At 37.1% G+C, this 23,094-nt stretch carries 19 protein-coding genes and 1 pseudogene; 13 read left to right on the forward strand and 7 right to left on the reverse strand.

The genetic code is table 11. The features are described 5' to 3' along the window. Window positions 1–43: 43 nt before the first annotated feature. The gene (locus ABJD64_RS25230; RefSeq protein WP_348208246.1) at window positions 44–1,039 is read right to left on the reverse strand and encodes a FecR family protein; all 996 of its coding nucleotides are present in this window, start codon (window positions 1,037–1,039) and stop codon (window positions 44–46) included. Window positions 1,040–1,290: 251 nt separating this feature from the next. On the opposite strand from ABJD64_RS25230, the gene ABJD64_RS25235 reads away from it, so the two are divergent. The 6 genes and pseudogenes from ABJD64_RS25235 (at window position 1,291) to ABJD64_RS25260 (ending at window position 5,993) form a co-directional block, all read left to right on the forward strand. Beyond that, entirely contained in the window at window positions 1,291–1,881 is a 591-nt protein-coding gene (locus ABJD64_RS25235) for an RNA polymerase sigma-70 factor (protein ID WP_348208247.1), read from the forward strand. Window positions 1,882–1,961: 80 nt separating this feature from the next. After that, on the forward strand, window positions 1,962–2,168 hold the full coding sequence (locus tag ABJD64_RS25240; protein WP_348208248.1) for a hypothetical protein: 207 nt from the start codon (window positions 1,962–1,964) through the stop codon (window positions 2,166–2,168). Between the two features lie 82 nt (window positions 2,169–2,250). Further along, window positions 2,251–2,438: pseudogene (locus ABJD64_RS25245) on the forward strand (transposase); the annotation flags it as partial. An 893-nt stretch (window positions 2,439–3,331) separates the two neighbouring features. Continuing rightward, entirely contained in the window at window positions 3,332–4,333 is a 1,002-nt protein-coding gene (locus ABJD64_RS25250; RefSeq protein WP_348208249.1) for an IS110 family transposase, read from the forward strand. Between the two features lie 105 nt (window positions 4,334–4,438). After that, entirely contained in the window at window positions 4,439–4,708 is a 270-nt protein-coding gene (locus ABJD64_RS25255) for a helix-turn-helix domain-containing protein (RefSeq protein WP_348208250.1), read from the forward strand. A gap of 67 nt (window positions 4,709–4,775) precedes the next feature. After that, window positions 4,776–5,993, forward strand: a complete 1,218-nt coding sequence (locus ABJD64_RS25260) for a tyrosine-type recombinase/integrase (RefSeq protein ID WP_348208251.1) — start codon at window positions 4,776–4,778, stop codon at window positions 5,991–5,993. A gap of 9 nt (window positions 5,994–6,002) precedes the next feature. Here the strand turns inward: ABJD64_RS25260 and ABJD64_RS25265 are convergent, their stop codons facing one another. Then, window positions 6,003–6,833 carry a helix-turn-helix domain-containing protein gene (locus tag ABJD64_RS25265; protein WP_348208252.1) on the reverse strand — a complete coding sequence of 277 codons (831 nt, stop codon included), beginning with the start codon at window positions 6,831–6,833 and terminating at the stop codon, window positions 6,003–6,005. Between the two features lie 163 nt (window positions 6,834–6,996). Here ABJD64_RS25265 and ABJD64_RS25270 point away from each other — a divergent pair, with 163 nt between their 5' ends. From ABJD64_RS25270 to ABJD64_RS25280, 3 genes are all read left to right on the forward strand, one after another. Next, on the forward strand, window positions 6,997–7,323 hold the full coding sequence (locus ABJD64_RS25270; RefSeq protein ID WP_348208253.1) for a helix-turn-helix domain-containing protein: 327 nt from the start codon (window positions 6,997–6,999) through the stop codon (window positions 7,321–7,323). An 11-nt stretch (window positions 7,324–7,334) separates the two neighbouring features. Then, on the forward strand, window positions 7,335–7,862 hold the full coding sequence (locus tag ABJD64_RS25275) for a hypothetical protein (protein ID WP_348208254.1): 528 nt from the start codon (window positions 7,335–7,337) through the stop codon (window positions 7,860–7,862). Window positions 7,863–8,417: 555 nt separating this feature from the next. Further along, on the forward strand, window positions 8,418–9,878 hold the full coding sequence (locus ABJD64_RS25280; protein ID WP_348208255.1) for a VapE domain-containing protein: 1,461 nt from the start codon (window positions 8,418–8,420) through the stop codon (window positions 9,876–9,878). Window positions 9,879–10,488: 610 nt separating this feature from the next. Here ABJD64_RS25280 and ABJD64_RS25285 read toward each other — a convergent pair. Genes ABJD64_RS25285 through ABJD64_RS25300 form a run of 4 tightly spaced genes read right to left on the reverse strand, consistent with a single transcriptional unit; the run spans window position 10,489 to window position 14,861 of the window. Continuing rightward, window positions 10,489–11,637 carry an SAVED domain-containing protein gene (locus ABJD64_RS25285; RefSeq protein ID WP_348208256.1) on the reverse strand — a complete coding sequence of 383 codons (1,149 nt, stop codon included), beginning with the start codon at window positions 11,635–11,637 and terminating at the stop codon, window positions 10,489–10,491. Beyond that, window positions 11,637–12,104: a Mov34/MPN/PAD-1 family protein gene (locus ABJD64_RS25290; RefSeq protein WP_348208257.1), complete on the reverse strand. Its 468-nt coding sequence runs from the start codon at window positions 12,102–12,104 to the stop codon at window positions 11,637–11,639. The genes ABJD64_RS25285 and ABJD64_RS25290 overlap by 1 nt, the downstream gene beginning before the upstream one ends. Before the next feature lie 4 nt (window positions 12,105–12,108). Further along, on the reverse strand, window positions 12,109–13,812 hold the full coding sequence (locus ABJD64_RS25295; RefSeq protein WP_348208258.1) for a ThiF family adenylyltransferase: 1,704 nt from the start codon (window positions 13,810–13,812) through the stop codon (window positions 12,109–12,111). 2 nt (window positions 13,813–13,814) lie between these two features. Beyond that, on the reverse strand, window positions 13,815–14,861 hold the full coding sequence (locus ABJD64_RS25300) for a nucleotidyltransferase (protein WP_348208259.1): 1,047 nt from the start codon (window positions 14,859–14,861) through the stop codon (window positions 13,815–13,817). Between the two features lie 527 nt (window positions 14,862–15,388). Here ABJD64_RS25300 and ABJD64_RS25305 point away from each other — a divergent pair. The 4 genes from ABJD64_RS25305 to ABJD64_RS25320 all read left to right on the forward strand — a co-directional run bounded on the left by ABJD64_RS25305 (window position 15,389) and on the right by ABJD64_RS25320 (window position 22,425). Then, a complete protein-coding gene (locus tag ABJD64_RS25305) occupies window positions 15,389–17,164 on the forward strand; it encodes a hypothetical protein (protein WP_348208260.1) in 1,776 nt (591 codons plus the stop codon). Between the two features lie 433 nt (window positions 17,165–17,597). Beyond that, complete coding sequence (locus ABJD64_RS25310) at window positions 17,598–18,305, forward strand: bacteriocin fulvocin C-related protein (protein WP_348208261.1); 708 nt, start codon at window positions 17,598–17,600, stop codon at window positions 18,303–18,305. Window positions 18,306–18,655: 350 nt separating this feature from the next. Next, window positions 18,656–20,479 (forward strand): DUF2225 domain-containing protein, encoded by a 1,824-nt coding sequence (locus tag ABJD64_RS25315; protein ID WP_348208262.1) that lies wholly within the window; start codon window positions 18,656–18,658, stop codon window positions 20,477–20,479. Between the two features lie 95 nt (window positions 20,480–20,574). Then, window positions 20,575–22,425, forward strand: a complete 1,851-nt coding sequence (locus ABJD64_RS25320; protein WP_348208263.1) for a hypothetical protein — start codon at window positions 20,575–20,577, stop codon at window positions 22,423–22,425. A 63-nt stretch (window positions 22,426–22,488) separates the two neighbouring features. Here the strand turns inward: ABJD64_RS25320 and ABJD64_RS25325 are convergent, their stop codons facing one another. Next, window positions 22,489–22,974 carry an NUMOD4 domain-containing protein gene (locus ABJD64_RS25325; protein WP_348208264.1) on the reverse strand — a complete coding sequence of 162 codons (486 nt, stop codon included), beginning with the start codon at window positions 22,972–22,974 and terminating at the stop codon, window positions 22,489–22,491. Between the last annotated feature and the right edge of the window lie 120 nt (window positions 22,975–23,094).

Here is a 23,094-nt window from a genome sequence, read left to right on the forward strand (position 1 = left end):
TTTCCCCAAAGTGATTTCGACTCTTTTTTTGTTGTTTATTGAGTTATTTCAGGGTTATTTTTTTTCCATCTATTTCGTATTTAAGTTGATATGCATGTGAAAATGATTCCAAAACTTCTTTAAGAGTAGGGTTATTGTGAACGGCCGTATATCTGTCCAAACCCTTTATATCCACTCTCAAATCAATTTCACAATCAAACCATTGAGATATTTTCCAAGTAACTTCTGTTATTTCGTCGGCACTGAATACCAGCTTATTATCCACCCACCCGAATAGGTCTTCTTGATCCGCTATTGGCTGATTTGACAATGTTTTATCATCATTGAGACTCGTAAACTCACTCTTCTGCAAAAACACCATATCACCATTTGAGACACTCCTTACCTTCACTTTTCCTGATTTTACAGCAACCAGTCTATTTTCTCGGGAGGTATTTACATTAAAAGATGTACCCAGCACGGAAACTTCCAATTCGTCAGTTTGGATAATAAAAGGCCTTGATTTATCTCTTGCTACATCAAAAAAGGCCTCTCCTGTTAATCGAACTTTTCGGATTCCGTTGGGATCAGAAAAATCGTAAGAAAGGCTACTGTTAGCATTTAACTTAACTATGGTACCATCTGTAAGTCGAAAGGATAATTTTTGACCCTTATCCGTGATTTTGACAATTGGATCTTTTATTAGAGTGTTTTCTTTTGACTCAAGGTCATCCAGATTGTATAATCCGAAATAAGCAGTCATAAATAAAACAATCGCTGCAGCCACTCCATAAAATCTTCTAAATCGACTCATCTTGTGATTAACCCTCAGAAAGTTCACAACTAAGGTATTTTCTTCTGCTTCCAGTTTTCGCACACCATCCAGAATGGATTCGTAAACTCTTTCCGATTCAATCTCGACCTCATCAGACTTATTCTTCTGAAGTGCATCCCCTATGGTTATCTCAGCTTCATCAGAATGAATCCAGCTGGCAATTTCCTGAGCCTCCTGATGAGAAGATTTGCCTGATAAGAATTTTGTTAAGTTTTTGAGATTCACCTTTCGAGTTGTTTGATAGTAATACGCCTGGCTCCATTAGAACACTCATAAAAATGAAACTTTTACAAAAGTTTTATAAAAACATATCAATAAGTAAAAATAACAATAAAAAATGCTAATAAAATTTCATATTTATCAATATTTCTTCTTTCTGATATTACAGATTCACAATGACATCAGCAATAGCTCCAAAAACTAATTGCTACATTGGTGACAGAAAAACACTCAAAAATTAACTCCCGCAAACCTCATTGAGCAAAGAATTCGACCATATCATTTTGGAGTTGAGCGAAGGAAGCGAAGCTGCTTTTAAGGCTGTTTATGATCGCTATCATAAGAATATATATGGGTTTTGCATCAATAATGGTCAAAGTCCTGAGGATGCCGAAGAGGTACTTCAAGAAGTGTTTATTAAACTTTGGGTAAAAAGAGATTCAATTGACTTAAGTAAAAAATTTGATTCGTTTTTATACTCAATTGCCAGAAACATTATCATTGACAAGTATCGCAGACTAGTTCGGGAGAAAGCAGCAAACGACTACCAAATTCATTTCTTAAACCCGGAAAACAATACAGAAAACACAGTGCTCTATAACGACCTGCAATCAGAAATTCAGAGGACGTTTAATTCCATGCCGAAGCTTCGAAAGTTGGTGTTTCAGATGAGCCGATTCAAAGGCTATTCTAATAAAGAAATTGCCGAAGAACTGGGCATAACAACTAAAGCTGTTGAAAATCACATATCAAGAGCACTTCAGGCTTTTAGAAAAGAACTGGGAAATTACTCAGCGTCTATGATTTATCTAATGTTATTAGTTGAGCTATCTATTTCGCTGGCATAGATATTTAGTACCTCCCATAAGGACACTCAAATTGAACATTTCTATTTTGAATCACTTGTCTATCCGAATTCCTCCTAAAATTGAATCACACGGGCACTCATCAATTTTTAGATAAATTCCTTAAACGATATCCTCAGCTTAGAACCGTAGAAAATGTAGCCGAACAAATGGGATTTGAAGCAGCCCATATCATGATTAAAATCTTATCGGAAGAAGAATTAGTTAGCGATAAAATCGTAGTGAATCAGGAATTGGTGTTGAAGGGAACGACAAGGAAAGCTGGATAATAAAAAACATTAATAATTCTGACCCATAAAAGAAAAACACTCTAAAATTGGCTTAAGAGGGCTTTTAAGGCTTCAAAATACTATAGCAAGAACAATTCAAAACCACTACCTAAGTATCCTAAACTTCTTCGATAATAGATCTACCAATGCTTCTGCAGGACTAGCCGTCCGCAATCATTCAATGCAAAGATCAAAGCACTCAGAGTCCAATTTAGAGGCGTTAGGAATGTCAGCTTCTTTCTATATCGACTCTCTAAAATCTATGCTTAGTACAATCTCCCCACAACTTTATTGCTTGATCCTCGATAACGCTCAACCCAAAGTCCAACAAGCTTGCCTCCCCCAAAGCATAAAAAAAAGCCACTCAAATGAGTGGCTTTCAAGTAGTCCGTAGGGGAACGTCATCTTTGACTATTGATTGCCATTGATGACCATCTACTCCTGTCAGAAGATTCTTCAAAAATCTAGGTCATTAATGATGCTCAGCCATAAATATTCCATGCACTCGAATCAAGGTGACACCTGTTGGTATATATGTATGATCTAAAATGAAAAAGTTCATAGTGAACTTGATCGGAAGTGAGGCATTATGCAATGTCAGTTTAAGGTAGCCTTACTTAAAAACCGCAGTCAGGAATTGCAACAATTTATTGCTAATTCCTTGGCTGATATAAAAGGTGGAATAGAAGGTTAAATGCCTAGGCCTCTTTAAAGGGTTTAATCACTCAGATAGTTATTAAGCATATAATGAGAAATCATGAGCAGAAAGAATCAACCTAATTGATTAAATAACGTCCACGAGAAACCATCCAGACGAACAAAACTTGGAAAAAAGATAGCCGATACAAGTTCGAAATTGAATCTAGATGACACCTTAACATCCCTTTAGCTTAGAGTCGTTGTAATATTTAAAGATAATGAATTGACAGAACCGTTACAGAAGGTGGGTCTATATCTTTAAATAAAAAACAACATCAGCAGAGGGGACCTATATAACGTCCGGGTCTATCGTACCATTAGTTGAATTAGTCCCTCTGCTGTTTACTTAAACAAGCATCATCTGGAATTTAGGAACGGCCCACCATCTGGAGGTTCAGGTCCATTATAAAGGGATTGATAGTGTTTAAGTATGTTGATTAAACGTCCACATTAAAGTTAATGAAATGAAAACAGTAATCGTAGGAATTGATGTATCGAAGGAGACCTTGGATTTGGTCATACAGAAAGATGATCGTACGAGAGGACATGATCAGTTGGCTAACAGTGTAAAAGATTTGAAGAACTACCTTCAATCTAAGCTTAAGGAATTTACCGATAAGAAAAGTACCTGGTTGGTGTGCATGGAGAATACAGGTATTTACTGCAAACATGTGATAGAAGTTTGTGCCGAATTACAATTGGATTTGTGGGTAGAAGATGCAGGTAGAATCAAGGCTTTTCATAGTCTTTCGCGAGGAAAAAACGATGCTTTGGACGCGGAACGGATAGCTCAATATGCTTTTTTTAAGCAGCAGGAGGCTAAATTATGGGAAGCACCAAGAGCAGTGATTCATAGACTTAAGAGTCTTTATCAGCTTCGAAAACGGTTGCTAAATACAAAGCAGCGTTTATCATCACCACTAGGAGAGGAGACCTATATGGGTGATGGCTGGAGTAAGGAACACGCCGCACATTTAAAGCCGATACTGGCCCAATTGAAACGTCAACTAAAAGAGGTTGAAAGTAAGATGAAGGAGATCATCAATGAGGATGCCCACCTTCAAAAGCTATATAGTCAAATGAGTTCAGTGAAAGGTGTAGGACTAATTGTAGGCGCTTCGATATTGGTGATGACGAACGAATTTAAGAGTATCAACGATCCACGAAAAATGGCCTGTCAGTGTGGAGTAGCTCCGTTTCCATATGAGTCAGGCAAACGGATCAGAGGGAGGACAAAAGTGAGTCACAGAGCCCATAAGCCGATGAAGGTGCTGCTCAATTTAGCTGCCAGATCTTCGGTATCAAGTCCGGGAGAACTGCGTGATTACTATGAAAGGAAAGTATCAGAAGGGAAGAATAAAATGGTGGTGCTAAATGCCATTAGAAACAAACTGATTCACCGAATATTTGCCTGTGTACGAGATGGAAGAAAATATGAAGAAATTTATACGCCAGCTCTTGTTTAACCCCTGGAATTCGATTAACACAATTTGCTAGTTCTCGAATTCTCTCATTTTTTTCTTTGCTCCATGAGATTGGAGGAAGAGTTGGTCTCTATAATAAGACTCGAATTGAAAACAATTATTGGAGAGTGTTTGGAAGAGTTTCTTCAGGATAATGAAGACTTTCTCGAAGATCAACTGAGAGGTATTGACCCGTTAGAGCTTTTAACCATTGCTGACACATGCTCGCTCCTAAAAGTGTCTAAGATGACCCTATACCAACATATAAGAAGTGGTAAGCTGAAAAAGATAAGGATAGGCTATAACTCAAGGTCTCCGGTGCGTTTTAGGAGAATGGATTTGGAAAAATTCATCAACCAGCATGTTGAAAAAAAATGAGAAGCCTTAACACACCTTGCATTTTTTATTCGATAATTCTTCCTTCATTTGGCGTAAAACTAATCGGATGGGTAAGACAAAAAGAGTGATTAGAATAGACCGGAAGAATAGCCATGGCGAGGTCACCATTTATATTAAGTATACGCACAAGTCAAAAAATACTTATTTCAGTACCGGTGAACAAATTCTTGCAGAGCATTGGAACCCAAATGAATGTAAAGTCAAAAAACAACATCGCGGTTTCAATAAACTAAATGTTTTCATAGAGGAAATTCAAGCCGAAATAGATGAAGTTAGACGACATTTGATTCGTGAGAACATTGAACCTACGGCGCAACTTGTAAAGTCCAAGTACATCGAGTCTAAAGAGCCAAAAAAAGTGACCTCATCCGATTTCTTTAGTTGCCTTAATGAGTTTATTACTTACAAGGAGGAAGTTGATCATGTTAAGGACAGTACTCTAAAGGGGTATAGAACATTCAAGAAGCACTTGGAAGCATTTGAATCACACCTTAAAAGAAGGATGGATTTCAATAGCGTCAACGAAAGCTGGTACCATAAATACCTTGACTTTTTACAAAACACAATAAAGCTTGGAAATAACTCTACTGGTGCGCAGATAAAACAACTCAAAGTATTTCTAAACTGGTGTGACCTTAACGGAATAATTACAAACGCCAACTACAAGAGATTCAAAAAGCCTTCTATGGATGCAACTATAATTGCGCTTACTGAAGCAGAGCTATCTAAGCTATGGAGTTATAAACCAAAGTTAAAAACCCACGAAAAAATAAGAGATGCTTTTGTTTTTAGTTGTATGACTGGTTTAAGATTTTCAGAGTACTCGCAAATACGCAAGTCAAATATCTTAAATGACAGAATTGTTATGCATTCACAAAAAACCGGTGTAGAACTGCATGTTCCATTGAATAATGTTGCCCGCCATATAGTAGAAAAATATCAAGGTCATATTTCAGTACCGTCAAACCAGAAGGTAAATGAAAAATTGAAACTGATTGGCAAGGATGCAGGATTAACTAACCAGCGTGAGGTGAAAAAGGCGGATGGAAAGGAGGATAAAATAATTAAGCTGCCATTATATGAAGTATTAACTACTCACATTGGTAGGAAGACGTTCATTACGAGACTTTTGGATAAAGGTATTCCTATGAAAGACGTCATGAAATTGAGTCATCACAAGAACTTCTCTAGCTTTGAACGGTATATGGCCGTTTCTGAAAGTAGACTGATGGAACATGTTATCAAACTAGACGAAATTAATTAGCAATAAGGATCATCTATTTAAGAGGATTTCCCCGTCCATCATCTCAATAAAAACCTCAATGTAATGAAAGTATTCAATGGGAACAGTTTTAATAATTGGCTCCCCTATGTAGCTTTTTCTGCATTCTTCAAGACTCATATTCATAAAGTCACTAAGATCACTTTCTTCTAAATCCAAGTATTCGACAATACTCTCACTATCCATTCCGATTAGTTGTAATTGAATCGCCCTCATGCGAACAAATCCATCCAACACGGGTTGAGAACTTGACCCAGGTTTTGTTATAGTAATTGGAAGAAACTCGTTAGGGATTGAGGAAATGATAATTATTGTAAAACCACCTAGATAATACTCTATTCTGTATGGCTTGTTTTCAACAAATAGATTGGAGGTATCCCATGAAGTTATTTCATATGATTCTCCACTATGTCGAGGCAGATTCCTGACAGGCATGTCTTTATAGGATTTAATCCAAAATTTGATCAAAATCGGGGGTAGCGCAAGCAATCTTGAAATTTCCTTTGGGTCTACCTTTTCTAGGTACATCATTAGAGAGAGTACTAGTCTTTTTAATAATCCCTTCTCTTCCAGGGATTTCGTCTTAACCCACCGCATTACACTTGATCTGTGAATCCCAATTTCACGAGCAATTTCCGAATACGTTTTCCCTTTCAGTATAGAAGTAATTACCGCATTCTCATATGAATCCAGTTTGTATTTCGTGACTTCTTTGGAAGACCTATACTGACAAGTATTGCATTTATACCTCTGGACTGGCGGATTACCGACAAAGCCATCTTTTACAATCGCATAACTCTCACATTTTGGACATTTTTTCATCTATAATGCGCAACAAATAGAATCCCTAATCTCCAAAGGATAAAAGTAAAAACCAAGGTTTCCAGTCTCCATCTCGACTTTTTAATTCAATAACATTCTCGTGGGTGAAACCAACCCTTACTCTGGACACCCTTATATGTGTGATCAGAACTACAATATGATTATGAAATCGGGAAAATCGAACCCTATAGATAGCTATATAGATGAACGCATCGCTCAAACCTCTGAACAATGCCTTGATCGGTATGTCAAGGAACATCTTATTCCCTTCCTTGGCATTTACTGTCGTGGCGATCCTCTCCAGACATATACCACTGAAGATGTTGCGGGATATCTAAAAGTTTCCGAGAGCACCGTAAGACGGCTTGAAAGAACAGGAAAACTTCCAGCATTTCGAATCAGTGAAGGAAAGCGATCTCGCCTACGGTTCAGGGGTGAGGATGTGAGAATGTTTCAACTGAATCAACTAAAACAAATTCCAATTTTTTAATATCAGAACTTATGTTAAAGAAGAATAATCTTTTAACTAAATACATCAAGCTTTCGGTGGCCGAAGGCTGGAAATTGCAAAACGTACGAAGTAATACTGCTGCATTCACAGGACGAATTGAGGTGGCAATTCAACTCTGCTATCTCTTTGTTCAAGTGAAATACTCAAAAATGTTCTCTGAGTATGATCTGAAACTATTTAAGAATTTTTCAGACGAAGAATACCAGAGGCTTATTGAAGAAAACTCTGTTGATGTTAGCCATGATGAGAATCCTGGAGTTAAGCTATTTCAAGAATCTTTTGAACCGTTGGCTGATTTAATTGCCAAAGGATCCGACAAAGATGTATTCTTTGGTGATGTGTACAAGGATCGGTTTGAAATGATTCTTGCATATTATCCTGAGTATGCTTGGTTGAAGCAGTACCATATGGAAATGCCTCATGGTGCGGACTTGTATGACGAACTCTCGGAGAAAGTCAAACTAGCATTTGAGGAAGCTGGCATCCAAGGTAGATTCTCATGGAATATCACTTCCTAGCGGGATTAGTATCACTTTTTTCAGGGGTGGGAAGGAACGTGCGAATGGACATCCCATTGCACCAAATTCTCACTCTTGTAAAAAATGGTCATTTCGCAATAGAGATACATAGGCTCAGACAATTACGAGATCAAGATGTTGAGCTCTATCAAAAGCAGAAATCCAGGCTATTGTCATTCACTCCTTCAGGAACCTTTGATAGGTTCAGGAGTACAGATAGAATCAAATCAATGTCTGGAATAATGGTTCTTGATTTCGATTTCCTTGATGATGTTCATAATGCAAAAAAGCAAGTTATAAAGTCACCTTACACTTTGGGGTGCTTCATTAGTCCTTCTGGACAAGGACTGAAGGTATTGGTTAAGACTTTCTCACATCCAAAAGCAACATTCAGATCATCATATGAATCTGCGACTAGACACTATCGAAGGATATTGTCTAAGGGTTTGGACAAAGCTGATGATGTAACTCGGCTATGCTTTGTCTCTCACGATCCAGACTTGTTCTGGAATCCATACTCACACGAAATAAAACACAAAATTAGAATCTACTCTTATGACCCAATTACAAAAAATTTACGATCACATTACTGAAGAAGCAAACATAAAAAGTTCAGGAAATAAGTTTCTCTTTAACTTTTGCAGAGCAGCTCGCAAAAAGACAATCAGTCCAAAACAATGCTATGAATTTTTGAACGAAGTAGAACCGCTCAATCCATATACATTAGAAGATTTCAAGACTCAGTATGAGGAAATCAAAGCAAAGAACAAGGAGAATGAGGAAAGAAGAAAGAGGCAAAAATATTCGAGCAGTGCCACCAACGCTAAAATGGATGACTTTCAACACTATCTGCATTGCTACTTCGATACATACTACGACGACATATTTATTCGTCGTAAAGGAGAAGAGCCTTTTATCAGGTTAAACGATCGCTATTTAAACTCTCTTTGGCTTGAGTTTAATGAGCTCTCAAAATCTTATTTAAGTGTATCAATAATTGAATTACTATTGAAATCCGCTGTGGTAAAATGCGATAGTGGATTAAGTCAATTTATGCAGCAGCTTTCAGAATATGATGGCAAAAGAGACTACATAACTGATATTGCAGATACAATCAAGACCAAGAACCAAGAGGTTCTAAGAGATCGATTTAAACGGTGGTTTGTTGGTTTGGTAGCTTGCATAACCACTCCAGGTGTAGTTAATGACCTTATCCTTGTGCTGACCGGTGGTCAAGGTATTGGAAAGACTCGATTTTTTAAGCGATTGATGCCTGGCATACTAGCTAATTATCTGGTTCAGAAACTTCCCAAGCTGAGAGATAAAGACACTGAAATTATGTTAGCCGAGAACGTTCTGTTTGTCATAGATGAAGTTGATACTCTAAATTTCAAGGAAAATACAGCTTTAAAAGAATTGATAACAACACAGAAGGTGAAAGTTCGAAAGCCTTATGACAAGAAGCAGGAAGAGTATAAGAGACTAGCAACTTTTGGGGCAACGACCAATAAAAAGCAATTTCTGACAGATAGCACGGGATCACGAAGATACCTCTGTTTTGAGGCAGAATCGATTGATTTAAATGTGGAGCTACCAATCAAGATGGCCTTTTCTCAAGCCCTTTTTGAGATCAAACAAGGCTTTAAGTATTGGCTGGACCAGGAAGATATCGCAGAACAGGAAGTGCTGAATCAGGAGTTTCAGTTTGTTGATCCAGAAGAGGAGCTATTATTGGCCTACACACGAAGGCCTCTGGATAGTGATGAAACCTTTGACATAAGGTGGGATCAAACCACTTTACTACTCAAAAACCTTCTAGAACTTGGAGGTATGCCAAGAACTGTATCAAATACAGCCGTTCGAAAACTCGGTGCCGCACTTACAAAGCACGACTATCCAAGAAAAACAACTCATGGACGAAAGACCTGGGGAGTTGTCTTTGTGCAAGAGGATGGACTTTCACCAATCAACTATAATGACTTGTTTGATTCACAAATCGTTACAAGAAGGGTTTGAGTTGGGTAAGTAAGAAGGGTTCAAACATTACCATGACAATTTAAGACTATAAAACACTGTTAATCAGCGACTTATGATTTATTTGTAACGAACACGAATGGGAAGTTACCCTAAATTGTCGTGCTAACCTAGATATTGACCAAGGAAACAGGGGCTGTAGTCTTATGGGAATCCAACCCTTATTGATGCCTTTTTACCTGCGATCTGTGCTGCGGGACTCGAATCTTTACTCAACCTTATATCTAAAAGAAGATTACGGATATTGATTTCTGAACCAGAAGACCACACTTCGGTATAAGGAGTTCGCTTCCTGACTGGAATCACAACAATTTTTGAAAAATCAAATATTTTAATCAATTTATATTAATGAGGGAATGGAAATTAACAGCGAGGTTTTAACATTTTCCACTTTAATTGCCGAAGCCTAAATATGATTTCAAAGATTTTATAACTCTTAAAATAAAACAGCTGAAATAAAAGTGTACTTACTCGCTTAAATCTCTAGAAGTACTCAACGCTTTTCATATAATAGTTATTGAATTGAACTTTGGAATGTAATAAAAATAGACCTCATTAAATATCTTATAGTAATCAGATGGTGAATGGGATATTAGCTTAATTCAATAATTTTCTTGGGTACAGTTTTATCTACATTCTCGTAAATCCAGATTTTAGGATCTTTTGTTGGCTGAAGTAATCGTCCGAATTCCACCGCTAGAGATGCCGGCATCGCAGGAAGTACATGGATTGTAGAGTCTCTACCCACTTCTTTCTGAATTCGATTCAATAATTGACGACACGAATGAATGAAGGCAACTTTTTCCGATTTTTTGGTTAGAAAACCTTGGACGGGCTTGTCTATGGTCAGCTGGTAAACATGAGGATTGCCGGCAACCATATTGGTGTATTTGTCTTCTGATAAATAATCGCTTAGCGCAAGGAGGAGTATGACATTAGTTCCTTCTCCTTCTTGGATTCGGGCATCCTGATAGGTGATTCCATTTCCGTCTTCTTCCTCCCATGTCCATTTTTTATCTAAGTCATCTGTTCTTCTTGGCTCAAAGACTTGCATGATTGCTTTGTCTCCTAATTTGCTACCTAAATACATGAGAAGCGGCTGAGCGGCCAAAGCGAAAACGGAAAGATGCTCAAGATGGCCTGTAGCAACAGCACGATTTACATCTTCGATTTCGACTTCAATTCTAGACTTTGCGACCTCCCATTCTGCATTTTTTGTGCGATCAAATTTACCATGCTCAATTCTTATCCAGTTGTCACTAATTGTGTCTAGGTAGTCTGGATAAATGGCAGATTGAATACTTCGATCTGCAAACATGACGTTCTGCTTTTCAATTTGTGCAGTGAGAATTAATGGTCTTGTTTTCTTTGCTTTCTGATCCAAGAGCATCCTGACACGGGTATTATGCTCACTCTTCATCTTGATCAAGACATCTTCAGGGTAAAGTTTTCTTGTTTCAGTCCCATCAACTTCTTTATGACATCTATCACAAAGAAGCATAATATTATTAGGATCATCCGCTAGCTTTGTTGATTGATGATTTCCTCGTGGCCCATCTTCACTAGCTCCAATAATATGAGCCAACTCACTAAAATTTCTGTTGCTAAGAGTTAGAGAATTGTACCAAAGCTCTGTATTACACCCCCTGAATTGACAGCGACCAGCCGCTTCAGTCCAGATTTTAATCTTTTCATTATCCTTAAGACTCACTTGGGGTCTACCACTTTTTTTCTTTGTCATTACCTGTATAGCCTTTTGATCTTTCCTGTTTTACGGTTTCCTTCCCAAATTCTAACCTGATGTGTACCTACAATAATGAAGTATAAGTACAGGCTCGAAAATGTACGAGTGCTTAATATTTCTTTCCAGTTCTTGATGTCCTGGCCTGATGGTGTTGGGTATGATTCGGGATGAGTGTGCCATTCTCCCAAATAGTTGCAAGTACCATTGCTTTTTATCCAAGCATTTGTAATGACTTGTTGATGCCTTTTTTCTCCACGAATGAAAAAGGTACGACCTCGTACGTCACCGATCATTGGCACCGTGATGCGGTCTACTATTACGTCCTTAAAATCTTTGATGAACCTGCCCAACACAACTCCGCCAGCCTCAAATTTTTCATTACTGTCCTGTTTGTATTGATTCATCCTAATCAATGCTTCTTCACTGATCTTTAATCTTCCATTATTTGTCATTTTTGCAATCATGGTTTTAGCCGCAGTGTGTGCATTCTGGGTTTACAAATTCATTTTTTAATTCTTCCAACTGATCAAGTGTTTGATTCAGGTATCTTGAAGACAATAGAAAACCACTTGAGGTGAACTCTGAGCTGTTACCTTTCCACGAAAGTACTTGCGGTTGCTCAATTTGGCCTGATAAAAAAGACACCGCCATTCGACTGGCTATTTCTGATGTGCAACTTGAATCTAAAGCATTGTAAGGAGTGTACACTTCACCACACCCTAAGTGCTTTTTATAAAATGGCTTAGATTGATCTTTTGCCGCAAAAGAAGCTATATTATAATGATCTCGATCGAGACATTTATAACATCCCTTTTGTGGAGAGATGCTGAGTTGAGCATGTCCGCCTATGCTATAAGGTTCATTCCATGCCACTATTAAAGGAACCTCCTTCTTTCTGCACTCCTGATTCAAATACATATTTATGGCTGGATCTCCCGTAGCTGAAATGATGAGATCGTGGCTAGTTAAGTCCGCACCTTCTGTGTCAAGGAAGGACTCAATCGTGTTCTCATGAGCAGCTACTAAAGTATTCAAGTGATTTTTGTCTAAATACTCTCTCAATGCCATCACCTTAGGCTTAAGAGAATACTCAAATCCAATTGCAAAACGTTGTATGTTTTCGAGTTTAAGTATGTCTTTGTCTACTAAGTCTAATTTACCAATGCCCATTTTTGCCAGATTCAAAGCGATGTGACTTCCTACTGATCCGCAGCCAACCAGTAAGACTGATTTGTTTTGCAACTCCAATCTTGATCCACCTCTCGGTAAAAAGGCAGTATTATCAAGGCGGGAAATGGTGAGTAACTCCAGCCCCCATCCTGCTCCTTTTTTAAGCAGAGGGTGAGGTGTCTCCTTTTTAGGCTTTAGGTGAACTCCGACCAAAATTGTCGGCCCAGTCTCTCGCGGAATACCAAGCAATAAATACTCGAACCTTGTTGGCTTTTTATCCAGAATTGATTCAGTGATGTTTTTCCAATGCTCATCGCTAATTTTTGGTCTTAACCAGTCAATAAACTCAGCCATTGTCCAATTCTGATCATACTTAGGAGGTATTAAATCTGAGTCAAGTTTTAATGGGATATAAATGCCTGATTTTGATAAAGTTGCTGAATTCCTGAAGTGGACCCGTTTCTGACTTTCAATATTCTTGTCAGAGTCAAAAACAATCGCCTTCTTTTGATTCTTCAAGATTAGAACCTTCTTTGGTTCATCATCGACTTCAATAAAGGACATTATATGTAAGGGAAGTATGTACTTGTTCCGTTCCCAGAAAACGTGAAACTCTTCTCTAAAATCCCCTTTATTCTTTCCGGATATTCCGTCTACTAGTGTTTGAATTGCAAGCCCTACAGATGCTTGGAATACAACCTTTGGTTCTTCTCTGTTAACAAAGACACTTTCCTTTTCTAAATAGCATATCAGTCCTTTTGGTTCAATGTGAGGTAAAAAGCCTAGATGGTCATATTCCGGAAGAAGAAAAAGTGGTAAGTGTTGAGGGAACCATTTGCTTATTATAAGAGAGATCGAAACCTTCTTGTTATCAACTGTCAGTTGACATCCAAATAGAAAAAGCGGTTGTTCATTCTTAAATAACTTGGAGTCAACTAATTCTTTGACAAACTCAATACCCTCAGTATCTTCAATATATCTTAAAAGTAATTCCCTCGTCATCTTCACGCGCTTTCGCTTTTCCCAGGAAATGCAAGAGCACGTTTTTGAGCAGATTGATCTTTTTCGACTATAGGAAAATCTTCTCCTAATTCCTTATTGAGCATTTTTGACGCTTCGTGTGGGTCCGGCTCATTCTCAGCTTTTTTAAGTACGGACTTCAAGTTCTCCAGCTTTTCCTTTAATGTTTTGCATTGCCCTTCGGATAACTTTTCAAATAAGTCATTGCCTGGCTCTACAGGCAAATAAGTTGTTATCCTGCCGTTCCACCAGTTGAATTGATCGATTATTTGACCTACCAGTTTTCTCAATGCAACAAGATCGTTTGGCTCTGTACTTGAATTGAATGAAACTCGGTTTATTTCAGGAGAGAAGTGATCATACGCTAATGCTGTGAATGCAATTCCCGTTGGTCGGCCATTTCCCTGGCTTTTAAACTTCAAGTCTTTCCACCGCTTCAAATAGCGAATCACCCTTTTCATTTGCTGGCGATCATCACTATCCAAAAATTTATTGTTGATTTTGTCCTTTAAAACCTTTGGGTTTGACTCTTCCCACTTCTTATCGACATTAGCTGATGTAGGTTTTCCCTTCGATAAATAGGTTTTCCCATTGGCATTAAGATTTGCATATAGTGCCAGGTCAACATGAAAATGCTCCTCGCCTGATTTATGATACTGTACTCTTACACATGGATATTTATATTGAACCGTTCTATTTGGCTTATTAAGGGCCTCATAAACCCATTCTTTTACTGTTACCGGCTTCTTATCCTCATCATCCTTGGAGAAGTTGAATAGAATCATGACATCAATATCATAATCTCCACCTGTAAGTGGTTTAACTCCTGTACCCATAGAATAACTTCCTTGGTTTTCTGGATCAAACGTGATTTTTGTTGTACCCTCTCTTATTGCCTTTTCCTCAAAGTATCGTCGAAGCTCGCCAATCAGGATTTCCCGTTTCTCTCGTAATGGAGCATTGTCATCCGTATTTATGAGCTTAATATTCTCGTGGAATTGCTGGAATTGTTTTTGAAGATATACTGCCATGTTGTTGTTATTTAGGAGCCATTATTTCCATCAAACAGTTATAGTGCCATATAGAGGTGGTGTCATGTTTCGATGATTAATGCTGACATATTGACCGCCAATTGATCTAATTCATGTCATCTGCAAATCAATATTGTCCGGTTGATCGCTTTTATTTTTCTTTGTATGAAGTCCACTTTTTGGTATTTAACATTTACGAGGTAAGGAAAATGCCTTTATAGCTTTAGGAATATATCTCTGAATTAAAAGAAAAGGTGTATGAAATAGAATCAGTTTCTAGAAACGTATAAGACATATAAGATAAGCGTAGCTTGTCGTCTCCTCACTGAAAACGGCTAAAATTTCAAGAACGATGGAGATGGCTAGAGTTGACGCGTCCTATGGGCGTGTCCTCTGCCTAATTCTGATCGTTTGGGTATTTAGCCGTACCTCAGTGGCAGAAGATAAAGCTTGAGGTTCACGCCCTCTTTTTTGGTATTAACTACTCATCGCCTTTAGAACCTCAAGGCATCAAATACCAAAATCATATGAATTATCGCATCCTTTCAGTATCTCTATTATTTCTTGCCCACCTCGCCTTTTCTCAATCTCTTGAGGAAAAAAGAACTTATTATGATCCCTATGTTGGAGCCCATTTAAAGGAGATTTGGACAGTAAAGTCTGGGACAGCTACTAAGCATGGAACTTATAAAGCTTTTGATAAAAAAGGGGGGCCAATCTCAGAGGCTAATTACAAGGATAACTACCTCGATGGTGACCGCAAAGAATATCACACAGTTTATAATTTAAGCACTGGGCAGTTACGACTTCATCAAAAATTCCAGAGTGGGGAGCTGGTTGAAGAAACTTCTTACCTAAACGATGGGACAAAAAATTATCACAAAATCGTTAACGGAACATGGACTTTCTGGCATAAAGACGGCTCGATAGCCATGACCGCTATACTTTATCCAAACGGTAAATGGAATGGTGTTTCATGGGACTTAGCAGAAAGTAACGCAGATGCTCCAAAAGGAGATGATTTTTATGTTTTAAACGGACTTGGTGACCTCATCAAAATCAAGGAGGTTAAAAGGTATTCGGAAGGAAATCTAGTAAGTGAGAACTACTTTGGGGATAATGGACTGACTGTAAAGTACATTGACTATAATTCAGATGGTCAGAAAACTTCGGAATGGAATAAGTACCCAGATTCAGATTTGTATAATGAGGTTATCTATTACGATAATGGAAACAAAGCGACATCAACAGAATTTATACTTTCAAGGAAGCCGAACACAGGTGAATACAAACACTATGAGGCGGTTGTAAATGGTTTGGTTACTCAGTGGGATGAAGATGGAAACGTACTGAGCCAGGGTAATTATATAAACAACAAGAGAACTGGTAGATGGATCATTTACTTTGATCAGCATTGGAATGAAATCTCTTCACCAGATGAGGCTACATTTTATAGGGAGATTGAGTTTGATGATGAAGGTACTCCGATTGGTATAGTGAGGGACTTTTATGCCAGTGGCAAATTACAGTTTGAAGGCCGCTTACTTCAAGTTGACCCAGAAGTTAAAGATGGGGAATGCAGGTTTTATTATGAAAACGGGAACTTATCTACAATTGAGAATCATAAAGATGGACTCTACAATGGGCCAGTAACAATTTTTAATGAAAACGGAGACAAAGTTCAGGTAGATTATGTCTTAAATAACTCTGTAGAAAGGCGAGAGATTTGGTCAAATAATAAAAGAGCTGAAGAAGCAACTTTCGTTAATATGAAGTACCCTGTTGATCAAGGTGGGTTTAAGGATTTTCAAGATTTTATGGTAAGCAAATACAAATCCTTTCATGATAATGGAAGACCATCAAGTGTTGGAATGTTTAACGTAATGAATGGCACATCAATCAAAATGGATAAATGGGAATACTTCGATGAAAGTGGGTCACTGATTAGAAGCGAGTTCTATGATCCTTATGGGAATCAGGTTCAGCAGCCAGCCGAGAAACTAGGTAGAAACAGCAATCATGTGAAGATGGTCATGCTTGATGCCACCGCACTCAGAAAAGACATTGACAGTAATCCCTCTATCAATAATGGGATGATCTATAATGCATTTGTACAAGTATATGATGGCCTATCTTCTGAGGTCAATACATTACCTGAAGTGGAGAGTTACAATCTGGTCATTAAACTGAAACAACTCTGTAGTCGAATGCTAAGTCTAAGTGGAGAGGAGAAAGATGTTTTGAAGAATAAACTTCAAAATACTCAAAGCATAGATGAGAAAATAGCTGCTTTTGGGCTTTAAAGGACTGTACTCTTGAGAGTACAGTTTCACTGTATGTATTTGTATTGCGGCATTTTAAAGCAATTAAAATTTAGATTTCCAAAATGTCAAATTGAAGATATCATATTGCGACATACAATATTAAAAATAATCTCCATGAGAGATAAGTTAGTTTTGATGTTCGAATTAAATTTTTGATATGTTACGAAAGCCTTGGTAAAAATCCTGTCTTATACCTCATAGAAAGGTGTGCAAAGCTGTGCATGTCAAATTATGATGACATGTTACAAATAGTGAAGTTATTAGAATTAAATTCCTTGACTAACAGAAAATTAGTTCAATCAAAAATTTTATTAATCATTAAAGCCTAGTCATGCAAAAAACAACTCACACGCCAATTTTGTCAGTTAGATACTTGTATTTACTCATTATTTTTTTCTTGAGCAACTCATGTATGGATTCGAAAACTATAGAGACCGAACCATCAATAACCGAGTCTCAGATATCATATTCGGAGTTCGTTTTGCCAAGTAATTTATCTTCAAACGAACTCATAGATTTTATATGGGATAACCAAGATGCTCTTGAAAACATATCAAGAAAGGAATTAATTGGTTTGCCATGGAAAGCACAAAAGGAGGTACTAATAAATCTGTCCTTAGAGAAGAGATATAATCTATGGATGGAGAAATGGAGAGACATTGAAGAATGTGATTTCTATAGTGTAAAAGAGAAAAAATTCATTGGAATCTTTTTCAATCACTTTGAAAAAAAACATTTTCAGGATGACCCAGTTTCTCTGGCCGAGCTAAAGATGTTTTCCGATAGATGGGCAAAAAGAGCTCAATCCAATCTGGGTTGGTCTTTTGACAAAATTAGAATTCTAGGTATGACATTCTACATTGATAGGTCAGAGGTTTTGTTAACCCATGATTTGGTAAATGATCCAAAATCTGAGTCTGGTTTAAAGCTCAAATCCTTGGGCGAATTTCTAAGATCTAGTTCTGGAGAAAGTGGTGAATGTAATTGTTCGCGACAGGATCCTTGGTGGTGCGGTAGTGATGATTGTGAATATTCTTATGGTTCGTGCGAAATCAATTGTATACCAGGGTGTGGTTGGGGACTTCTTTATTGTTGTGATGGGTTCTGTCAGGGTTCATAAGGTTGAAAACTAATAATATACATGAAAAATAAAATAGTATTACTTGTATGCTTCCTCTTGTTCTGTTTTTTATCACTGCAAGTGTATTTTAAAGCTAAGGAAGCAGAGCGGTTTGCCAAAATGGTAGAAGAAAAGCATTTTAGAATAGAGGAACTCGAACATGAATTAAAGGATTGTCAACAAAGTCGTCTATAGACAAAGAGGTTTTTAAAGCTAAGTTGAATGTACATGGGAGCACTTTCTTGAACCTACTTTTGCTAGAGCTATATTTCGTGCTCTTCTAGCAAGGTCTACTTGTTTCCACTCAATCAAACTATCATATTCTGTGCTTTTTCAAGATGAACTTGTGTATGAATGTTAAGCTCATAAACGGGTCAAAGTTTCTCATTAGAATTCCTTGGGCTTTTTATTGCCTACTTATTTGCTTGATTTTCTCCTCCTTGATTTATATCAATGATCTTCATCAAGGTTATGTAATATCTAAGGATTTATTTTTGCTTATCGCAACAGGGATATTTTTCACAGCATCTGCAATATCTATTGAAACCAACTGGAAGATTAGCGTTGTAGATATTTTGCTTGTGGTTTTTGGAGTGTTTTTGGTTATGAATAGACTCAAAGTTAATCAGCCCTTTCCATTCTTAAATATCTCTCTTTGGGAAATTGGAGTTTTGATTTTCTTTATTACCGCACAGTATGTCAAGAGGTTTTTTTCGATCAATTGGGTAGGTGTTATATGGATATTGATGGTTGGGCTTTTTGTCAATTCTGTAATCGGAATTGGCCAAATGTTCAATTATATTCCGCAGAGTCATATTACTATATCTGGTTATTTTTTCAATCCAGCACCCTTCGCTGCTTTTCTGCTAATATGGCTAATGCCATTATTGACGTTCAGCATTGTTTCAAGATCAAAAATAAAATATCTCTCAACAGGCATTTCGATATTAACAATTGCTGTAATAATATTAACTCTTAGCCGAGCTGCATTGCTAGGTGTTATTATCAGCCTGTTTTTTTTTGTAGCATTAACTGTTCATATTTCCAAATGGAATTTTATGTTTCAAACAACAAGACATAAAATTTCATTGATCCTCGTAAGCGTCATAATTTCAATGATTGCGGTCATTGTTTTAGCGCGAGTGAAGCCTGAATCAGTTGAAGGTCGAATACTAAATTGGAAAATTACAGGAGATATTATTGCTCAACAACCTTTACTCGGGATTGGGTTTGATCTGCATCGCCCAACATTTGGGCTTACTCAAGCTAATTATTTTCGTACACGAGACGCTTCGGAAACTGAAATTCGAGTTGCGGGAAAAGGTGAGTATGTTTTTAACGAGTGGATACGAGTATTTTGTGAAAATGGCATCATTGGAGGTTTTCTCCTTATAATCCCGATTATTATAATTTTATACAAAGGGTTTCTTACAGCATTTGATAAAAGGGATTATCTCATACTAGGCTTCACAATGTCACTGACCTCTATTTGTGTGTTTGCATGCTTCTCCTATCCCTTTTCTATATCACCATTGTTAATCTCTTTTTTTATTGTTCTTGCTATGGTCTATGGAATGACAAATTGGAAAACATTATTTGTGTTGGAAATATCCTATGTAATAAAAATTGTAATGGTATTGTTTGGTATTGTTTGGGTATCCTATTCTTTACATTATGCCTATAAAAACGTGATAAATTATAGGCTATGGAAAAAGGCACGAAATGAAGTAAACCACTGGAATCAAGTACCTAAAGCACGATTAATAATGGATGAAATAGCGCTAGAGCTTGGTTCCAACGGTGATTTTTTGCTTGATTATGGGCAAGTATTGAGGTTGGATAATGATTGCAAAAAGTCAATTGAAGTTTTAAACCAAGCAAAGCAATTGACATCTGACCCTTATCTGTTTACTACCCTTGGAGATTGTTATAAGGAAGAGGGGCTGTACACAAAAGCGGAAGAATCCTACCAGCATGCCTATTATTTGATGCCACATAAATTTTACCCCTTGTACCTTTTGGCTAAGCTTTATGAATCTATTCAGGAAAATGAAAAGGCAATTTCCATAGCAAGAGAAATTTTGCAGAAAGACGTGAAAGTTCAGTCGACAGCCATAGTAGAGATCAAACAAGAAATGGAAACTATGCTAAAGAACATTCAAACATCAAAATAATAATGCTTAAGGTTAAATTCTTTACGACCATGTTACTTTTCAGTCTGTTGCTCACTGACTGCCAAAATAAGCGAAGTGAAAGGTTAAACAATGTTTTGGAGTTAGCAGGAACAAATAAGAATGAATTACTAAGAGTTCTTGACTATTTTAATGATGACAGCTTGAAATATGCGGCTGCAATGTTCCTAATTGAAAATATGGATTCACATTATTCCTACTATGGACCTGATTTGGATAAGTATGATAGCTATTATGAAAAACTATCAAATGTTTGGAGGGAAAAATTGACCCTTTCGGAAAGAAACCAGATAGCAAAGGATTTAGCCGATTCAATGGGAATATTTGAAATTGACCTTGCATTAAAGCCGGATTGTCAAATAATTACCGCAGATTTCCTGATAGAAAATATCGAATTTGCATTTCTTTCTTGGGAGAATTTTAGCTGGTCAAAGAAAATTGATTTTAATTTATTCTGTGAGACAATATTGCCTTATAAGGTGCTGAATGAACCTATTGATAAGTCTTGGAGACGATTAGCGATGCAAGAGTTTGGGTGGCTAAAGGACTCTCTGAATAAAGAAGATTTGGTTTCAGTAGCTAATACCATAGTGTATAAAACAGGATCTTCGATTCATTACAATGCTCATCTTTTTGGTATTCCAAATGCAGTGTCATTTAGAAATATAAACCTGGGAAGATTAGGCAAATGCGATCATTTTGTTACTAGGACTATTTATTATTTAAGAGCAATGGGTGTTCCAGCGAGTTTCGATTATGTTCCATTATGGGGTACGGGAGATAAGGGACATTCTTGGATATCAATTAAGGACGAATATGGAAAGCTTTATGCTTTTGATGCTTTTGTTAATTCTGATGCTATTGTTAATTCTGATTCTATAGGCTTTTATGGGCAAATCCCTAAATTTAAAATATCTCAACCAAGAAGGGCTCCTAAAATTTACAGATTCGGTTATTCAATTAAACAACATAGAAATATCTCGTTGCCTAATAATATTGTTGATGTAACAAATGAATACTGGCCTTTTCCTGTTGACGTAACATTTGACATTGAAACCTCCTCGGTTAAAAATGTTAGGCTGGCTGTTTTCAATGAAAGATCATGGAAAGGTTTAGTAGAAGGAACTCCTCTAAACGAGTCACTTTGGAGATTTGAAAACATAGGTAAGAACATAGTTTATTTGCCTGAATCCATGAGTACTGAAATTTATAATCCATTTATTATTCAAAATGACGGAATAGTTAGAAATTTGAACCCTGACACAATAAACCGGCAATGTATAACCCTGACAAGGAAATGGCCTTATACATACAGACAACAAAGTGCGCAGGAAAAAATGTTAGGAGGAATGTTTCAGGGTTCGAATCATGCGGATTTCAGAACTTTTCGGACTATTTATACAATTTTTGATAGACCAGAGCCAAGGACTAATACATATATTTTGGATGATAGTCACTCATACAGATTTTATCGTTTTATCCTGCCTGATGAAACTTGCAAGGTCGCTGAAATTAAATTTTATGGGTCAAACGGAAAGTTACTAATTGGCTCTTTGATTAGTAGTGAACACAAAAGCGAGAAATTCAATAAGAATATGGTCACTGACGGAAACGTTCTATCATATTTTGTATCGGAAGCTGATTCTAATGGATGGGTAGGAATTGACTTGGGTTCCGGTTTCACAGATCATTTGTCAAAAATTGAATTCTATCCACCCAATGACGGAAATTCCATTGAAATAGGAGATCAGTACAATCTATTATACTGGAATAAGGGCTGGCAATCTTTAGAACAACAAATTGCCTCGAAAGAATATTTAGTTTTTGATAGGGTTCCGACTAATGCTTTATTTATCCTGAAGAATGATACCAAAGGTAAACAGGAAAGAATTTTTACTATTGAAAATGGGAAGCAAATATGGTGGTGAAAACGGGATTCCTAAACTCTCAAATTCCAGAACCTGGCTCGAAGAGCGGGTTCTCGTAACCTTTTAGTCTAAAAGGTTTTTAGTTCTTGGTCTACCGGGTAAAACAGTATCTGGCTTGAATCCATTTTTGTATCTCTTTTTGCGAGTCTTCCAAACTTTATAGTTGTCTTTGTTTCCAACCTCGAATTGCCATTTCATATGATCAGAAGGAGTCATCCATTTGAGGTTCGAAGCTTTGTTGTTGCGTGGGTTGTTGTCAAGGTGGATTACCTTAGTTTGATCTTCATTTTCTTTATCCACAAAGGCATTGGCTGTTTCTACATGAGGATAGATTGTTCTGCGCCTTTTATCGTCATCAATTAGATCAAGGAAAAAGCACTTGCCTTTGGGATGCCACCTTTGCTTCAAAGGTTTGCCTTTAATGTTGATCTCCTTTTTAGAGCCAGAATGATAAGTCTTTCGTGCCTTACTTCTTATCTTCCCATTGCTTGATACTTCATAGTTGGAAAAGCCTTCTATTGCCTTCCATTCCTCATTGTTATTAGCCATAGACTAAAGATTTAGTTATTCGTACTAATTTGAGAGTAAGTTAAAACAACTGTCACCTTCTTCTGAAGGTAAAACGATCGTTGGATTTTCTTGTTACTCTACTTTTTATACATCAAGCAA

This window comes from Reichenbachiella sp. (genome assembly GCF_039944555.1).
In the GTDB taxonomy this organism is placed as follows: Bacteria; Bacteroidota; Bacteroidia; order Cytophagales; family Cyclobacteriaceae; genus Reichenbachiella.

Excerpts from the sequence above, each read along its gene's own strand:
- ABJD64_RS25295 (WP_348208258.1), bottom strand. The coding sequence starts at position 13,812 with ATGACGAGGGAATTACTTTTAAGATATATTGAAGATACTGAGGGTATT.
- ABJD64_RS25265 (WP_348208252.1), bottom strand. The coding sequence starts at position 6,833 with ATGAAAAAATGTCCAAAATGTGAGAGTTATGCGATTGTAAAAGATGGC.
- ABJD64_RS25270 (WP_348208253.1), top strand. The coding sequence starts at position 6,997 with ATGAAATCGGGAAAATCGAACCCTATAGATAGCTATATAGATGAACGC.
- ABJD64_RS25280 (WP_348208255.1), top strand. The coding sequence starts at position 8,418 with ATGACCCAATTACAAAAAATTTACGATCACATTACTGAAGAAGCAAAC.
- ABJD64_RS25305 (WP_348208260.1), top strand. The coding sequence starts at position 15,389 with ATGAATTATCGCATCCTTTCAGTATCTCTATTATTTCTTGCCCACCTC.
- ABJD64_RS25250 (WP_348208249.1), top strand. The coding sequence starts at position 3,332 with ATGAAAACAGTAATCGTAGGAATTGATGTATCGAAGGAGACCTTGGAT.
- ABJD64_RS25260 (WP_348208251.1), top strand. The coding sequence starts at position 4,776 with ATGGGTAAGACAAAAAGAGTGATTAGAATAGACCGGAAGAATAGCCAT.
- ABJD64_RS25310 (WP_348208261.1), top strand. The coding sequence starts at position 17,598 with ATGGATTCGAAAACTATAGAGACCGAACCATCAATAACCGAGTCTCAG.
- ABJD64_RS25315 (WP_348208262.1), top strand. The coding sequence starts at position 18,656 with ATGAATGTTAAGCTCATAAACGGGTCAAAGTTTCTCATTAGAATTCCT.
- ABJD64_RS25300 (WP_348208259.1), bottom strand. The coding sequence starts at position 14,861 with ATGGCAGTATATCTTCAAAAACAATTCCAGCAATTCCACGAGAATATT.
- ABJD64_RS25285 (WP_348208256.1), bottom strand. The coding sequence starts at position 11,637 with ATGACAAAGAAAAAAAGTGGTAGACCCCAAGTGAGTCTTAAGGATAAT.
- ABJD64_RS25275 (WP_348208254.1), top strand. The coding sequence starts at position 7,335 with ATGTTAAAGAAGAATAATCTTTTAACTAAATACATCAAGCTTTCGGTG.
- ABJD64_RS25325 (WP_348208264.1), bottom strand. The coding sequence starts at position 22,974 with ATGGCTAATAACAATGAGGAATGGAAGGCAATAGAAGGCTTTTCCAAC.
- ABJD64_RS25290 (WP_348208257.1), bottom strand. The coding sequence starts at position 12,104 with ATGATTGCAAAAATGACAAATAATGGAAGATTAAAGATCAGTGAAGAA.